The following is a 15,711-nucleotide window of genomic DNA, read 5'->3' on the forward strand; positions in this document are numbered from 1 at the left end:
TATCTTTTTTGGAAGGTGATGAATTTGGGCGAGGCCAGACAGGCGTTAACGGACTACACCGTCTATACGCTATCCAGGAGACAGCGGATGGTCTGCATGCTGATTAGTGGTTTGTTGTTCTTTGGCATCGGTATCCTGTTCTATCATCATTGGTTGGCCGGATTGATATTGGCTGCGGGGTGTATATGGGTACCGAAACATTGGACCAAAGTGCTGCTGGAACGCAGAAGAATGACACTCAGTTTACATTTTAAGCAGGCATTATATGCGTTGTCCTCTGCGCTGGCAGCTGGAAAATCGGTAGAGAACGGATTTAAGGAATCAGTGGAGGATCTGCGTATGCTGAATCCTGAGGCGGATACAGATCTCATTCGTGAATTCACTATTCTAAGGACGCGGATGGAGTATGGTCAGCCCATTGAAGAGGCACTGCAAGATTTCTCGGATCGCGCCAAAATTGAGGATATCACAAACTTTGCCGATGTGTTCATCACTTGTAAGCGAACCGGTGGAGACCTGGTCGAAGTGGTGAGGCGAACCTCTGCGGTCATTGGTGAGAAGCTGGATATTCAGCAGGATATCATGGTAGCGGTGGCGCAGAAAAAGTTTGAATCCAAAGTGATGTTTGCCGCTCCGTTTATTTTTCTGATTTTTCTGAACTTTACGGCCAAGGATTTTATGGAGCCGTTATATAGCGGGATGGGATATATGATCTCAAGCGGGGCATTGGCGTTACTTGCCTGCTGTTATTTGTGGATTACACGCATTATGGATATCAAAGTATAAGGAGCTGACACGATGCTGCTTCCCGTTATTTTCGGAGGGGTGCTCGGAGCAGGGTGGCTGGTGCTTGATCGAACGCGAGGACAGACCTACCGACATCTGCGCAAACTGGATATGGAAGGATTACGTCTGAAGAAGCTGCATGGCCCCTTTTTGTTTTTACTGGACAAGTTCGAGGTGGGCCGCAGATTGCCTGTAATCATGTTCCGCATGCAGCATGCCATTCAGAAAATGTATGGCATACAGCATAGTGGAGAGAAAACAATGCTCTACTGTGCTGAAATGCTGACTTATTCGTGGCTGATGTTGCTCATAGGCTGCCTTTTGTCGCTCGTTGGGGATATGGGGCTTGGAGGTATGGTAGGTGGACTGGCATTGGGTGTTGCACTGCCTTTTGCACTATATAAAGACCTTAACACCAAAGTGCAGCGAAGAGATCAGGACATACTCATGGAGCTGCCAGAGTTATTGAACCGAATTGTCTTACTGGTTGGAGCAGGGGAAACGGTACAGCGTGCCATTGTTCACTGTGTAGCCAGTCAGGGAGAACGTGATCATCCCCTCTACAACGAGCTACGAAAGACGGTTGGTGATTGGAATAATGGTTATTCGTTTCAACAATCGTTTGAACAGTTCAGTCGTCGCTGTGGTGTGCAGGAAGTGACGATATTTACAACAACGGTGCTGCTGAATTTCCGGCGAGGGGGAGGTGACTTTGTATTGGCGCTGCGGGATCTGTCCCATGTGTTATGGGAGAAACGCAAGGCCGTTAGTCGGGCTAAGGGGGAACAGGCTTCTTCCAAACTGGTGTTTCCGATGGTGCTGATCTTTTTTTCGATTGTGGTGATGATCGGGGCACCTGCTTTTATGATGATGAATATGTAGGAGGAATTGGGATGCTGAACTTAATGAAAAGCAAGGTAACTGGATTTTGGAAGGAAGAAGATGGACTCGGTACGCTGGAGCTCATTCTGATCATCGGCGTTATTATCATTATTGCATTGATATTTAAGAATCAAATTTCAGCATTAATTACGAGCCTGCTTAGTAAAGTGGACACGAAAAGTAATGAATTTTTCCCGAGTAAGTAGATTGAAAAAGGAAGAAGGGAGCTTCACCATTGAAGCCTCCCTGGTCTTCCCTATCGTGTTGTTTATTCTCGTCCTGATTCTCTTTTTCTCCATCTACATGTATCAGAAGACATTTCTGAACCAGCATGCCTATGCAGCTTCTGAACGTGCCGCCTACAGCTGGGACAATAGCCACAAGCAGGCGATGACGGGTGAAGTTGTGGCTGGGGAACATGACAACTTGTACTGGAGAGTGACCGATGATCGATTGCTCGGAGCACTGTTTGGTTGGGCGGGAGCGGACAATGAGGTTATTGTTGCTGTACCTGCGGGAGAAGGAGGAAGCCTTTCGGAAAAGAAACTGTCCCAAGCCGCACAAGGCATACCTTCTGGCATGAAAGGAACGATTGAATATCAGAACTCGCTGACCCAGCGAAAAGTAACGACCAAGCTGGAGCAGGTGATTTCTTTACCGCTGCCTTCTTTTTTATTCGATTCAGGTAACAGTGCATTAACGCAAGGATCATCTGCGGTTGTAGAACCGACAGAATTCATCCGAACGGTAGATCTGGTCCGTTATTATGCAGCCAAATTTAAAGGCAAGGGCGGAGCCGCAGCCAGTACTGCCGCTGAAGCAGGACAGGTTGTGCAGCATTTTGGCAAAACCAAAAAATGAGGAAAGGAGGAGGAAACGCTGTTCAGAAAAAAAGACGATGAATCAGGAGCTGTAACCGTGTTCTTGATCTTGATTTTGGCTGGAATCTTTATGTTTGTTTCCATTTTCATTGATTATGCACGTATTGCTGCTTTCAGAGTACAGGCAGAACGAATGACGCATGCGGCGATGAGATCTGTGATGTCAGCCTATGACACGTCCCTGCGGGAGTATGGTCTGTTTGGATACGGTGACAGCAGTGGTGAGGCTATTATGGCCAAGGTGCTGAATGATAGTGTGAAGCCCTCGGCTGTAAAAGATGGATTTCCTATTCTGGATATCCAATGGGATACGACTTCACTGAGCATGGAGCGTGAGCTGGGCAGGTATGATATTTTTAATCGCCAGATTCAAGAGGATATGAAATATCGAGCGCCAGTTGATTTTACCCTGGAAGTAGTCAATCGTTTTAAGCCAATGTCGGAAGAGATGAAAGAAGCTGCTCATACCGTGGATTTGCTCAAAAAATTGCAGAAACTGTATGACAAACGTGAGGAGTTGCTGGACGAAGCAATAGCCAATCAGACGGAGTCGGCCGAAAAGCTGAAGGCTCTTCCGGCTTTGATCATGAACCCGCCTTCTTCTGCGATATACGATGAGATGCTGAGAGACACACCTGAGACAGCCGCTGAGGTAGCAGCACGATATGCGGATTATCTGAACAAGAAACAAATGGATGAAGGACTGCCCTTCAACCAGCAATCGTATATGCTGGAGCTGGCTCGTTATCGTACAGGCACGGGGAATGTGGCGACAGGCATAAGCGTGATCATACAGCCAGCATTGCAGGCTCACCAGGCGAAATTGGAGGAAGCACAAGTCAAGATTGAAGAAGCTCGCAAAATCAATGAGGAAATGAAGCGGGTAATCGCTGAAGGGGAGAACCGTTCACAGAATGCCAGTTACGAAAAAGTAGGCAACTCAACGCTGCCTGGGACGAGCCCTCCGTCTACCGGATCGGGTAGTGAAGCCAAAAGTACACGCTCCCTTGCTTCGGAACTTGTAAGAGCTGATACGCTGTTCGATCAGTTAAACGCACGTATACGCTCGCAAAATTCGGATTTTACCAATGTCAGAAATGACAGCATGGAGCTTAATACACAGCTTCGCACTGTTACGGTGATGAGTGGTGTTTCCATTAAACCAGCGGTTAGACAGGCTAGTCAGGTAACGGAACGATACATGGACACTTACGTGAGAAGTGGACCCTCCAATGTCATTCTTCAAAGTAAACAGCAGTTGGAAAGCGGTCGCGGATCTGATGCCCAGCGTAAAGCGAATGACAAGGAATCCAAAGGGAAGTTGAAGGATGTTAAACGGATTTTGTCGCAGATTGAAAAGGGAAGCTCTGGATCAACGGAAGCTTTCAAACAGCTGGAAGAGTACTACAACGCCAACATCGCTTTTAACAAAGCGAGCCGGGAGGAAGCCAAAAAGGCAGAGATTGCTGGCGATCCGTATGAATCTGGTGGTAACGCCATGAACGGAATGGACAGTTTATTCAGCGGTATGTCTGGTCTGCTGGATAGCCTTGGCGATGAATTGTTCCAGAATGAGTATGCACTGGCGTATTTTAATTCAATGGATTTTGGACAACTGTTCAACTGGACTGAAGGTAGCGGAGATTCTGGTGAAGTATTCAAACTGGAGAATCAGGAACTGGAATACATCGTCTATGGTTTTCATAATCCTTCGGGCAACATTGCTGCTGCATATGCGGAGATCTTTGGTATGCGTCTGGCGATTCGAACTGCAGAAGGATTAATTGAGAACAGCAAGCTTGGGAATCCACTTCTTGTACTATCTGCTGCCATTTTATATGGAATTACAAACGCTATAGCAGATATGGTGAAATTGGCTAAAGACGGTAGTGTGGAATTGTCTAAATATATCAAAGTCAAGCTTACCTACAGGGATCATCTCCGATTGTTCCTTTTAATGCATAGCAACAATGAACGCAAAATGTCCAGAATGTTGGCTTTGATCAGGTTAAATACGGGCGTGAACCCGGACGAGAAGCAGACCTATGCCTCGGGAAACATGCGCAGCAGTATCAAGCTGTGGTTTTTGCCGGGAGTCACCAGAAGTATAGGTGCTGTCATGGGTAGTGCTGACCAGGTAGAAGATGGGCGATTTTTCATTGATCGGAAGGCCGATTATTCCTATTAAATAATCCGGGTCGTTTCGGTGGAGGGATTATGGATAAGCAGCATCAGCAGGAAAAAGTTTTGGCATTTTTGCACAATCGACTAACACGAATAAACAGACTGGAAAGATTGAAATTACTGAATAAGCAGATACGTTTTCTCCAAAAGTTGCGTTCTCCAAAAAGGGAACAAGGCAGCATTGTTTTGGAAGCCTCACTGGTTTTGCCTGTATTCCTGTTCTTTGTCATGTTCCTGATTTATATCGTACAGATGACTTTAGTATCGACAGCGTTGCAGAGCACGGCAGGAGAAGCGGTAAAACAGTTATCCACTAAGATATATCCGGTCTCTCTTGTATTCTCGCCCTCTGATTCCGCTGGTAGTGGAGGCTCGGAGGGTGGATGGAAAATACCTGAGCTGTCACTGACGGAATGGGCCGAAGATTATGCCTCCTCACTACCAGAGCCGCTAAGCGATTGGGTACGTGCAGCCGCTGCCAGAGGTGAACAACCGTTACAGGAGATCAAGACATCCGTACTTGAGACCGTGCTTGATCCGACTGTTAAACCGTTACTTCAGCCATTTATTAATACTACTGTGCTGGATATTGAGCGTGTTCATGTTAACGGTATTTCCATACCTGATCTCAAAAATAAAACGAATCCGTACTTCCGGCTTGAACTGAGCTATGAATTGCCTGTTAAAGTCCCCTTCTTGGGGAAATCTTTACGCATTCAAGCGGCAGCAGCAGAACGGGTATGGATCGGAGATACCGGAGAAGGTTCCAGCAGCAGTGGAGGAGACGCGGATTCCGCAGGAGATGCAACCATTTTATCAAAACCGGATCCGGCATACATAGGCAACAATGCGACGATTAAGGTTAAAGTGGAGCCCGGAGCTACAGCGAACTTGACGATATTTTACAAGTCCGGAGAAAGTTCGGCCAAGCATATTGGATGGGCGACTGCCGATGAAAATGGTGTGATCGAGTGGAACTGGTTTGTAGGAACACGTACAACGGAGGGCACATGGACGTTTGTTGTGGAGACAGCGGATGGTGCCAAGACGGTTACTGAGTTTAATGTAGCTTCCAGAAAATAATAAAGGAGATGATGGAGGTGCAGTGCTTTTACCTGGCCTGTGGTCTATATGTGATTGCAGCTTTTGTTACAGATGTTCGTTCGATGAAAATTCCAAATCGTTTAACTTTACCAGTGACTGTCATGGGAGTACTTGCCCATATTATCTGGGGAGGATGGGAGGGGGTTCTGTTCTCAGCATCCGGGTTCGCAGTTGGGTTCGGTGTGTTGTTCCTAATGTATATGATCGGTGCAGTGGGTGCGGGAGATGTTAAATTGTTTGGAGGCATTGGCGCCTGGACTGGCCTGGCCTTCGGCGTTCACGTTATTATTTACTCCGTTTTGTACGCAGGGGCAATTGGATTAGTCATTCTCTTGTTCCGCAGGGATTCCGCGAAGCGGATTCGCGGGATGGCAGGAAATCTTGCTGGTTTCTTCATGCTCGGTTCGCTCAAGCTGGTCAATCAGGAAAAGACATTAAAGTTTCCTTTTATGCTGGCCGTATTGCCCGGATTCATTAGCTCCTATATCTACATGTCTTAATAAAAATTTTATAAGATGTGGGAATTGTGAATTATAGCTTATTAACGGAAAGAGAGGATTGACATGTATGGATTAACGAGAGATTTCATTCGAAACGGCGGATCGTTTATGGTTTTGGAGAAAGCGGAAGGGCTGCGAATGGACGAACTGAGCCGTGTGCAGATGGGCATGCTGTCTTCCAATCAAATTCCAAGGCTTCTTCCCGTTCATATCCGCGAGGTGGATCGAAATGTAACGTTACAGTATGACATTTCAGGGTATAAGATGTTACCTCAGATGTTAAAGTCAGGAAGAATCAAATTGCGCGTGTTATATGGTCTATTGTTTCAATTGGCAGACACGTTTACGGAATGTAGACAATATATGTTGGATTCACGTAAATTACAGATTCAGGAAGAGTACATATTTATTAATGGTTCACTGGAAATAGGAGAACTTGGATTGGTATACATCCCGATTGTCGATGCGGTTGAGGTTGATCCGACCGCTCAGCAATTCCGCGAACTGGTTATCAGGCTAATGTCCCATGTTCAGGAACTCCAAGGCGAAGGGATTCAGCGTGTCCTCCAGCTATGTGACAGTGAACAATGGGATATCAGACAGCTGCGTGAACTTTTGCTTGAATTATATGCAGATGAGCAGAATGGTTCAGGCCAGGCATCGTTTATGTCTTCGCGTGGATCATCCGGGTCAACTGACATTGGATTGGGAATGCCAATCTCTGCAATTCCAGAGCGGGGAAATGAGCCGTTTTCAAAGAGAAGTGGGCAAGATCATCAGTATCGTCAATCGGATGGAAGTAGTGAAGCTGAGCAGCAATCGAAATCATTCCAGCAACCAAGAGTATCTAATACAGAGGAAGACAAAGCGCTTAACAAACCCTTTTCAGGATTTTCCCGGAGACGTTCACCGATAGAGTCTTCATTGCAATCAAAAGGTGTTACGAATCCGTCACAGCGCCAAACATTTGATTCATTACAGGACGATGACATGGAAAAGGACGAGAAGCAGGGATCTTCCAAAACGACCTATATCCTTCTGGGCTGTATGATTGCCATGGCGCTGGTATGGAGATTTATCTATATGGAACAACCGGGTCAGACACAAATGATTCTATCCGCAGCATTAAGTGCTGGGTTGCTTGGTATCGCGGGTTGGGCGTGGGTGACTAAAGGGAAATTCGGAAATTCGAAATCCAATCTGCTACGCAAAAAAATTCCGAATGAAGAATATGCAGATGGCGAATTACAGGAGGGTTCATCGAATAAGCGATCTGCTTTATTTGGCTTGGGCAGAGGCAAAGATAAACAAAAAGAAAGTGAAGAAGAGATGTTTCAGGAGAGCTGGCGTTGGAATGCATCTGAAATGTCACCAGAAGGTAATGCATATGCACAAGGTTACACGAGTCAACAGAGGTCTGGTGATATGCAGAGTCAGAGTGCTCAATCAGAGCGGGGGCATTCTTTTGAATCCAGGTCACCTGTAGCAGGGAATTCTCGCTTTCAGAATCTGCATATACCATCCGAGGCTTCTGATGAACCTTTCGTTCAGCATGCTATCGAAGCCACTGCTGCAACATCGGAGCTCTTCCATCATCATGCGGCGGCTGATGCAACTGTAAACTTGCAGAGTGTTGCCGGAGCAGGCATTACAGGAGCAGGTCCAGTGATACCTTCTTTTTATCTTGAACGCAGATCAGCAACAGGAGAAAAAAATGAACGGATGGATGTCCGTGGTGCATCGTTTGTCATTGGCCGATCGGCGGATATGGTCCAGTGGGTGGATTCAGCCACCGGCGTGTCCCGTGCTCATGTGGAATTGAGCCGGAACAAATCGGGCTATGTCATTAAGGATTTGGGTTCTGTGAATGGAACCATTCTCAAGGGCAATGTCCTTGCTCCGTACAAAGAATATCCGCTCGAAGATGGAGATACCTTTACGTTGGCTGAGTCAGTTTACACGTATCGATCAGTCGGATAGACCCCGGTGTTTCAGATCTTCCAGTGCTTCGGTCAATGTAGGGAAGGTAAACTGGAATCCGTGATCCAACGCTTTTTGCGGGATGACCCGCTGTCCCTGAAGCAGCACGACAGAGAGTTCTCCAACCAGTGTTTTGATCAGAATTCCGGGTACGGGGAACCAGTGCGGACGATGATACACCTTACCTACCGTGTGTCCGAATTCATCGTTGGTTACCGGGTTGGGCGAAGAGGCGTTCACCGGACCGGAGATTTCTTTATTTTGGATTGTGAAATCAATCAAACGTACAATATCCATAATATGAATCCAACTGGTCCACTGTTTGCCACTTCCCACCCTGCCTCCAACACCAAGCATATAAGGCAGTTTCATTAATGGAAAGGCACCTTTTTTATGACCAAGCACGAGGCTAACGCGAATCTTTACAAGTCTCACATGTTTGATGGCATCGGCAGCAACTTCCCATTGTTCCGATACGCGGGATGGAAAATTCATCGATTGTTGCGGACTGCTCTCATCAAAGGTTTTCGAAGCAGAGGTGCCATAGATTGCCATGGCAGATGCCTGTACGACTACCTCTGGCTTGTTCTCCAGTGTATTCACCAATTTGGCGACACGCGCTACAGTGGTCACCCTGGATTCCACAATCTCCAATTTTGCCTTGGTTGTCCAGCGTTGATTCAACGTTTCCCCGGCAAGATTCACCAATGCATCCATTCCTTCCAGCAAATGAGGCTGTTCCTCCACCTGTTCCCATGAGATATAGGTAAGATTTTGGCTGGGATTATGTAAATTCGGAAGTTTGCGTGTAATAACTTTCACATGATGGCCTGCCTGAAGCCAGTAATCAACGAGCGCTCCTCCGACAAAACCGGTACCTCCGCAAATCGCAATCTTCATCTTGGCGACCTCCTTGTTAGGTTGACTGTACAGACATATATTCTCGAATCGGCAAACAGCCCCGGATGGTAAGCACAGCCTTGCTGGGAATGACTTACCTGACGGAGCATGTTTGCACATATGTAAGCAAAATACATGTTCTGCTGAAATCCATGATCTATTTATTCATCAAATGTTTATAAGGCGAATAGTCAATTTGGTTCTTCTCCAGAAATTTTACCAGAAACTTATTATCCCGCTTTGGTGTGGCTATAATGTATCCTTTAATGCAATGATCCCTGGATACTTCAGGCGCATTATTTTCGTACGCAATTTTGCCGATTTCTGCTGCGATGGAATGTTTGGCGATATCTCGAAATGGTCCAGGTACAGGTTCTACAAGCTGGTCGAGAAAAGCTTTTGCTTCATCAGTCCATAAATGACGACTGGTTTCAACCCAGTGGTTCTGCCAATCGAGTTTTGATTTCCCGTCAGCCTTCGGAAGCACTTTCAAAAACTTTCGCATCATAAAAAATCCGCCAACACACATACTTCCGAGCAAAAGAACGGTCCAGAATGCGATCGTATTCATAAACCAATTGCTGGGGGAACTAATGGTCAACGTCAAAGCGTAGGAGCCGAAAATCATTGCGGAGTCACCTCGGTTTATTGATTTTCACGGAAAGACGGATTCCGCCCACCCATGTTCCAAATTATAGCTGTAAAAAATAGCCTATATCCCGAATTATAGCGCATTTCTAGATTTATTTCGATAATCGCGTTAGAATAAGGAATAATTCAGAAAAAGGGGGATTAATGATGCTGAAAATCGGCTCCCATGTGTCCTTTTCGGACAAGGGGTTATTGAGTGCAACGAAGGAAGCGTCCTCGTACGGTTCAAGTTCGTTTATGATATATACGGGTGCACCGCAAAATACCCGCCGCAAGCCTATTGAGTCCATGTATATTGAGGAAGGCAAGCTTGCGATGCAAGACGGCGGAATGGAAGATATCGTTGTCCATGCGCCATACATTATTAACCTCGGATCATACAAAGAAAACACGTATGAACTGGCCGTAAGTTTCCTTCAGGAAGAGATTCGTCGTACACATGCGATTGGTGTCAAAAATATCGTGCTGCATCCCGGCGCATTTACGGACAAAGATGCTCACTACGGCATCGGACGTATTGCTGAAGGATTGAATGAAGTGTTAGAAGGTGTAAAAGAGACGGATGTCAATATCGCGCTGGAAACGATGGCTGGCAAAGGGACTGAAATGGGCCGCAGCTTCGAAGAAATCGCTCAGATCATGGAGAAGGTTACACACAATGAACGCCTTACCGTATGTATGGATACATGTCACATTCACGATGCAGGTTATGACATTGTAAACGACCTGGACGGTGTTCTTGAACAATTTGATCGTACGGTAGGGCTTGACCGCATTGCCGTAATGCATATTAATGATAGTAAGAACCCTGTAGGTGCGCACAAGGACCGTCATACACCAATTGGCTCCGGCTGGATTGGTTTTGAGGCAATTAACCGCATCGTGCATCATGAAGCTCTGAAGGGCCGTCCGTTTATTTTGGAAACGCCTTGGATTGGTAAAGATGCCAAAACACAGCGTCCAATGTATGAAGCGGAAATCGCGTTGCTTCGCGGGGATGTTGCTGGTCGATTTGGCCCCGAGTTCCTGACAGAAGTGGAACAACTGCATCATTTCTTCAAAGGAAAAGAGATTGAGTCCCGTTCGTACGTACTGGATGTTTGGACGCTGCTCAAAAATGATGCCAAAGCCAAAAAAGCCGACCCGCGTGAACCGTTGGAACGTCTGTATGACCTCGTGGCTGAAGCCGCATTGTTCCCGCATTTGAATGAAGAACAACTGAATCATCGCTTGATTGCCTGGCTTGCAGGAAAAGAACTGCTCGTCCTGGCATAGTTGAAGGAGGAAGAATAACCCGATGGAGATTCACGCTAAACAAGTACGTCCTGATGTTAAAAACCGCGCCGATCGGGCGCGGATGCTCATTTCCTGTCCTGATGGACCCGGAATTGTTGCTGCAGTTTCCCATTTCCTGCACCAGCATGGTGCAAACATTGTTCAGTCGGACCAGTACACCATGGACCCGGCTGGTGGCATGTTTTTTATGCGGATCGAGTTCGATCTTCCACAGTTGTCGGCGAACCTGCCCAAGCTGCAAGCTGATTTTGAAGAAGTGGCAAGCCGTTTCAAAATGGATTGGAGTCTTTCCGCGGTTAGCCGCAAGAAGAAACTGGCCATTTTTGTATCCAAGGAGGATCACTGTCTGGTCGAGCTGTTGTGGCAATGGCAGGCTGGCGATCTGGATGCAGACATTGCACTTGTCGTGAGCAATCATCTGGATATGAAGGACTATGTAGAATCATTTGGCATTCCTTATCATCATATTCCGGTTACAGCGGATACGAAGAAGGAAGCGGAACAGCGCCAACTTGACGTCATTGGTAATGATATCGATGTAATCATTCTTGCGCGTTACATGCAGATCATTTCCCCAATGTTCATTGAGCATTACCGTAACCGCATCATTAATATTCATCACTCGTTTTTGCCTGCCTTTGTCGGCGGTAAACCGTATGCCCAAGCGTACAACCGCGGTGTCAAAATTATCGGTGCGACGGCTCACTATGTTACGGAAGAGCTGGATGGCGGACCGATTATTGAGCAGGACGTACAGCGTGTAAGCCACGGGGATGATGTAACTGAGTTGAAGCGCATTGGACGTACCATTGAGCGTGTTGTTCTTGCCCGTGCCGTCAAATGGCATGTTGAAGACCGTGTACTGGTTCATGAAAATAAAACCGTTGTATTTTAAGCTAATGCTTTAATACTGCGCAAGGTTGATTCGGAAAGATATATACTTTTATTCCTAAAAAAAGAAAAAGGCGATTCCCTATTCGTGTCTGAACGGGGGATTGCCTTTTTGGTTGTGTCGCCATACATAACCGCACAAACCAACGACCACGCCAAATAACAGATGCCCTGCCAGCCAGTAAAGGATCGCTTTTACATCATACAGATCAGGCACACGACTCGACAGCTGGGAGAGCGGAATATACAGCAGAGAAGAGAGCACGCCAATCAGGACGCCTTTGGATATCGGATGACCCGAACGCTGAATCCACCAGATGTACAAGATGCCGAGGATTATGGAAACGATAAGATGCAGCACAAATTCGAGGTATTCGGGTAATGTTGGCGGGAGCCAGGGAACAAAATCGATGTTCAGCAGCAGGGTATAGACTTTTACACCGGTGTAAATCTGCATGGCCTTTAAAAAGAATCCAAGCACTAGACCTGATGTGATCCCTGTTAAAACCCCGGCTTTCCAGGGTAATATGTGCTTTAACGACTTTGTTGACTTAGCAGAATGATTCAGCATAAGCGAATCCTCCTTATTTGATATGAAGTATAGCCTGATGTGCACAAAAGTCCGATTTTCCAATCATGATCAAGGAACATTATATGCAAAATCAACTTCAATATCTAAAAAGAGTATGGTTTTCCGCTTAAAGGTTATACTTCATCCGATGGATTTGCGATGCTGGCTGAGCTAGAAGATATACTGAAATGCTCAGTATGACACTCTTTTTGCGCAACTGGAAACAAATCCCTCGTCACAAACAGCCGAATTTTCCCGATCTTCTAAAAGAAGGTTATGGAAAACCTTCACGCCAAGTGATACAATACAAAAGTGAATAAGTCAAAATGAAACACTCAAGCGGATTCACTTATTGTGAAATTCGGTTTGCTTGTATGATGAGAGGGATTCGCTTGCGCAACCCGACTTATCTAAAGACATGAGGAGGACAAACCATGACTGACAAGAACGAAGCGATTCAAAAGGAAGAAAACAACACCATCGACAATCTGTCAATCACTACCGTACGTACACTGGCGATTGATGCAATCGAGAAGGCAAATTCCGGACACCCGGGAATGCCTATGGGCTCCGCTCCAATGGGGTACCAACTTTTTGCAAAAACGATGACACATAACCCGGACCACCCAACTTGGGTTAACCGGGACCGTTTTGTCCTGTCCGCAGGACATGGCTCCATGTTGCTGTACAGCTTGCTTCACCTGAGCGGGTATGACCTGCCTATGGATCAACTGAAACAGTTCCGTCAATGGGGAAGCAAAACGCCGGGTCACCCGGAATTCGGGCATACTGCAGGTGTTGATGCAACAACTGGACCACTGGGTCAAGGTATTGCAATGGCTGTAGGTATGGCTATGGCTGAAGCTCAACTGGGCGCAACATACAACAAAGACAAATTCAACGTAATCGACCACTACACGTATGCAATCTGTGGTGACGGTGACTTGATGGAAGGCGTATCCCATGAATCAGCTTCCCTGGCTGGACGTTTGCACCTGGGCAAATTGATCATGTTGTTCGACTCCAATGACATCACATTGGATGGTAAATTGAACTTGTCTTCTTCTGAGAGCATTGCGAAGCGTTTTGAAGCTTATGGCTGGCAAGTGCTGCGCGTTGAAGATGGTAACGATCTGCCTGCAATCGAAAAAGCGATCCAAGAAGGTCAAGCAGATACACTGCGTCCTACACTGATCGAAGTTAAAACTGTTATTGGTTATGGTAGCCCGAACAAACAAGGTAAAGGCGGCCACGGCGGTACTCACGGATCTCCACTGGGTTCAGACGAAGCCAAATTGACTAAAGAATTTTACAAATGGGTTTACGAGGAAGATTTCCACGTACCAACTGAAGTTCGCGACCACTTTGCACAAGTGAAAGATCGTGGTATCTCTGCAAACAAAGCTTGGGACGAGAAATTGGCCGAGTACAAAAAAGCATTCCCTGAGCTGGCAGCTCAATTCGAAACAGCAATCAATGGCGACCTTCCAGAAGGTTGGGATCGCGATCTGCCTAAATATGCAGCAACAGACAAAGCGGTATCCACACGTGTAGCATCCGGTAATGCGCTGAACGGTTTGGCTCATAACGTGCCACAACTGACAGGCGGATCTGCTGACCTGGAAAGCTCCACAATGACTCACTTGAACAATCTGGAGAACTTCTCACCAGAAGATTATTCCGGTCGCAACATTTACTTCGGTATCCGTGAATTCGGTATGGCTGGAGCAATGAACGGTATGGCACTGCACAGTGGTGTGAAAGTATTCGGAGGTACATTCTTCGTATTTACAGACTATCTGCGTCCAGCTGTTCGTCTGGCTGCTCTGATGGGTCTGCCTGTGACGTATGTTCTGACTCACGACAGTATCGCTGTTGGTGAAGACGGTCCTACTCACGAACCAATCGAGCAATTGGCATCCCTGCGTATCATTCCTAACCTGACAGTTATTCGTCCGGCTGACGGTAATGAAACTTCTGCAGCATGGGCTTATGCGCTTGAGAACAAGAGCAATCCGGTTGCACTCGTACTCACTCGTCAAAACCTGCCGATTCTGGAAGGTACCGTTGAAGGTTCACGTGAGAACGTGAAACGTGGTGCGTATGTTGTCTCTGATGCAAAAGAAGGCAAAGCTGTCGCCCAAATTATCGCAACAGGTTCCGAAGTGCAACTGGCTGTCAAAGCCCAAGCAGCACTTGCTGAACAAGGTATCCAAGTTCGCGTAATCAGCATGCCGAGCTGGGATCTGTTCGAGAAACAGGACAAAGCATACAAAGAATCCGTCCTGCTTCCGGATGTGAAAGCTCGTCTGGCGATTGAAATGGCTCATCCAATGGGCTGGGAAAAATATGTCGGCGACCAAGGCGACATTCTCGGAATCAGCACATTTGGTGCATCCGCGCCTGGCGACCGTGTTATCCAAGAGTATGGTTTCACTGTGGAGAACGTGGTTAGTCGCGTGAAAGCATTGCTGTAATAGCTTGAAAAATGCTGCCAGGAGGGACAGTTTGATTTCTGTCCTGCCGAGCAGCAAGTGATTTCCGGCAGAGAATGGGCGGGCAACCGCCCTGATCTGTTTTGCCTTTTGTTTTCATTAACTTCAGGGGGAGCGGGTACGCATGTCACAGTTTGATCAAGTCAGTGTAGTCAAAGAGGCCAACATTTATTATGAGGGTCAAGTAACGAGCAGAACAGTTATTTTGGGGGATGGCAGCAAGGTGACTCTGGGCATTATGCTTCCAGGCAATTATGAGTTCGGCACAGATTCCCGTGAGATTATGGAGATTCTGTCCGGCGATCTGAGAGTATTGCTTCCCGGAGAAGCAGATTGGCAAGAGATTCAAGGTCAAGCTACGTTCCACGTGCCTGCCGAATCCAAATTTAAACTGGAGATACGCAGCGTTACCGACTACTGCTGTTCGTACCCGGCGGAATAATACAAGAAGGGTAACCAGAACCGCGACTCGCGGATTCGGTTAACCCTTTTTGCTTCTTAAACTCTAACGACAAAGTTCGGGCTGCAAGCTTGTCAGTCCTGTGGATTTGAAGTATCCTTAGGCTAAGTTGTTTCGAATGGAAAACGGA

15 protein-coding genes are annotated in these 15,711 nt (G+C 46.7%); 12 read left to right on the plus strand and 3 right to left on the minus strand.

Annotation, left to right across the window (positions count from 1 at the left end; all coding sequences use genetic code 11):
• The first annotated feature begins 18 nt into the window (after positions 1-18).
• From P364_RS0106495 to P364_RS0106530, 8 genes are all read left to right on the plus strand, one after another.
• On the plus strand, positions 19-786 hold the full coding sequence (locus tag P364_RS0106495) for a type II secretion system F family protein (protein ID WP_029880787.1): 768 nt from the start codon (positions 19-21) through the stop codon (positions 784-786).
• Positions 787-798: 12 nt separating this feature from the next.
• Positions 799-1,668, plus strand: coding sequence for a type II secretion system F family protein (locus P364_RS0106500; RefSeq protein ID WP_024629334.1), 870 nt, complete (start codon positions 799-801; stop codon positions 1,666-1,668).
• Between the two features lie 11 nt (positions 1,669-1,679).
• Positions 1,680-1,874 carry a Flp1 family type IVb pilin gene (locus tag P364_RS0106505; protein WP_024629335.1) on the plus strand — a complete coding sequence of 65 codons (195 nt, stop codon included), beginning with the start codon at positions 1,680-1,682 and terminating at the stop codon, positions 1,872-1,874.
• Positions 1,852-2,529, plus strand: coding sequence for a TadE family protein (locus P364_RS0106510; protein WP_024629336.1), 678 nt, complete (start codon positions 1,852-1,854; stop codon positions 2,527-2,529). Before P364_RS0106505 ends, P364_RS0106510 begins: the two co-directional genes overlap by 23 nt.
• Before the next feature lie 57 nt (positions 2,530-2,586).
• Complete coding sequence (locus tag P364_RS0106515) at positions 2,587-4,737, plus strand: hypothetical protein (RefSeq protein ID WP_024629337.1); 2,151 nt, start codon at positions 2,587-2,589, stop codon at positions 4,735-4,737.
• A 29-nt stretch (positions 4,738-4,766) separates the two neighbouring features.
• Positions 4,767-5,816, plus strand: a complete 1,050-nt coding sequence (locus P364_RS0106520; RefSeq protein ID WP_081717923.1) for a pilus assembly protein — start codon at positions 4,767-4,769, stop codon at positions 5,814-5,816.
• Positions 5,817-5,833: 17 nt separating this feature from the next.
• The gene (locus P364_RS0106525) at positions 5,834-6,337 is read left to right on the plus strand and encodes a prepilin peptidase (protein WP_024629339.1); all 504 of its coding nucleotides are present in this window, start codon (positions 5,834-5,836) and stop codon (positions 6,335-6,337) included.
• A 63-nt stretch (positions 6,338-6,400) separates the two neighbouring features.
• On the plus strand, positions 6,401-8,317 hold the full coding sequence (locus tag P364_RS0106530; RefSeq protein WP_024629340.1) for a DUF6382 domain-containing protein: 1,917 nt from the start codon (positions 6,401-6,403) through the stop codon (positions 8,315-8,317).
• Here P364_RS0106530 and P364_RS0106535 read toward each other — a convergent pair.
• Both P364_RS0106535 and P364_RS0106540 read right to left on the minus strand, forming a co-directional pair.
• Positions 8,306-9,217 carry a TIGR01777 family oxidoreductase gene (locus tag P364_RS0106535; RefSeq protein ID WP_024629341.1) on the minus strand — a complete coding sequence of 304 codons (912 nt, stop codon included), beginning with the start codon at positions 9,215-9,217 and terminating at the stop codon, positions 8,306-8,308. The two genes, P364_RS0106530 and P364_RS0106535, sit on opposite strands and share 12 nt — an antisense overlap.
• Before the next feature lie 157 nt (positions 9,218-9,374).
• Complete coding sequence (locus P364_RS0106540; RefSeq protein WP_024629342.1) at positions 9,375-9,845, minus strand: DUF2621 domain-containing protein; 471 nt, start codon at positions 9,843-9,845, stop codon at positions 9,375-9,377.
• A gap of 170 nt (positions 9,846-10,015) precedes the next feature.
• Here P364_RS0106540 and P364_RS0106545 point away from each other — a divergent pair, with 170 nt between their 5' ends.
• Together P364_RS0106545 and purU are read left to right on the plus strand one after the other, a co-directional pair.
• Positions 10,016-11,143 (plus strand): deoxyribonuclease IV, encoded by a 1,128-nt coding sequence (locus P364_RS0106545; RefSeq protein WP_024629343.1) that lies wholly within the window; start codon positions 10,016-10,018, stop codon positions 11,141-11,143.
• 22 nt (positions 11,144-11,165) lie between these two features.
• A complete protein-coding gene (gene purU, locus P364_RS0106550; RefSeq protein ID WP_024629344.1) occupies positions 11,166-12,059 on the plus strand; it encodes a formyltetrahydrofolate deformylase in 894 nt (297 codons plus the stop codon).
• A gap of 78 nt (positions 12,060-12,137) precedes the next feature.
• Here purU and P364_RS0106555 read toward each other — a convergent pair whose 3' ends face one another.
• Positions 12,138-12,626 (minus strand): hypothetical protein, encoded by a 489-nt coding sequence (locus P364_RS0106555; RefSeq protein ID WP_024629345.1) that lies wholly within the window; start codon positions 12,624-12,626, stop codon positions 12,138-12,140.
• Positions 12,627-13,060: 434 nt separating this feature from the next.
• Between P364_RS0106555 and tkt the strand changes: the two genes are divergently transcribed.
• Both tkt and ppnP read left to right on the plus strand, forming a co-directional pair.
• The gene (tkt, locus tag P364_RS0106560) at positions 13,061-15,103 is read left to right on the plus strand and encodes a transketolase (RefSeq protein WP_024629346.1); all 2,043 of its coding nucleotides are present in this window, start codon (positions 13,061-13,063) and stop codon (positions 15,101-15,103) included.
• Positions 15,104-15,245: 142 nt separating this feature from the next.
• Positions 15,246-15,563 (plus strand): pyrimidine/purine nucleoside phosphorylase, encoded by a 318-nt coding sequence (gene ppnP / locus P364_RS0106565; protein WP_024629347.1) that lies wholly within the window; start codon positions 15,246-15,248, stop codon positions 15,561-15,563.
• The last annotated feature ends 148 nt before the right edge of the window (positions 15,564-15,711 follow it).

Source organism: Paenibacillus sp. MAEPY2, from assembly GCF_000499205.1.
Classification (GTDB): Bacteria; Bacillota; Bacilli; order Paenibacillales; family Paenibacillaceae; genus Paenibacillus; species Paenibacillus vandeheii.

Bases quoted from the DNA above. Each gene is read 5' to 3' on its own strand.
- P364_RS0106500 (WP_024629334.1), top strand. From the start codon at position 799: ATGCTGCTTCCCGTTATTTTCGGAGGGGTGCTCGGAGCAGGGTGGCTG.
- P364_RS0106545 (WP_024629343.1), top strand. From the start codon at position 10,016: ATGCTGAAAATCGGCTCCCATGTGTCCTTTTCGGACAAGGGGTTATTG.
- purU (WP_024629344.1), top strand. From the start codon at position 11,166: ATGGAGATTCACGCTAAACAAGTACGTCCTGATGTTAAAAACCGCGCC.
- P364_RS0106530 (WP_024629340.1), top strand. From the start codon at position 6,401: ATGTATGGATTAACGAGAGATTTCATTCGAAACGGCGGATCGTTTATG.
- tkt (WP_024629346.1), top strand. From the start codon at position 13,061: ATGACTGACAAGAACGAAGCGATTCAAAAGGAAGAAAACAACACCATC.
- P364_RS0106535 (WP_024629341.1), bottom strand. From the start codon at position 9,217: ATGAAGATTGCGATTTGCGGAGGTACCGGTTTTGTCGGAGGAGCGCTC.
- P364_RS0106510 (WP_024629336.1), top strand. From the start codon at position 1,852: ATGAATTTTTCCCGAGTAAGTAGATTGAAAAAGGAAGAAGGGAGCTTC.
- ppnP (WP_024629347.1), top strand. From the start codon at position 15,246: ATGTCACAGTTTGATCAAGTCAGTGTAGTCAAAGAGGCCAACATTTAT.
- P364_RS0106520 (WP_081717923.1), top strand. From the start codon at position 4,767: ATGGATAAGCAGCATCAGCAGGAAAAAGTTTTGGCATTTTTGCACAAT.
- P364_RS0106555 (WP_024629345.1), bottom strand. From the start codon at position 12,626: ATGCTGAATCATTCTGCTAAGTCAACAAAGTCGTTAAAGCACATATTA.
- P364_RS0106495 (WP_029880787.1), top strand. From the start codon at position 19: ATGAATTTGGGCGAGGCCAGACAGGCGTTAACGGACTACACCGTCTAT.
- P364_RS0106505 (WP_024629335.1), top strand. From the start codon at position 1,680: ATGCTGAACTTAATGAAAAGCAAGGTAACTGGATTTTGGAAGGAAGAA.
- P364_RS0106540 (WP_024629342.1), bottom strand. From the start codon at position 9,845: ATGATTTTCGGCTCCTACGCTTTGACGTTGACCATTAGTTCCCCCAGC.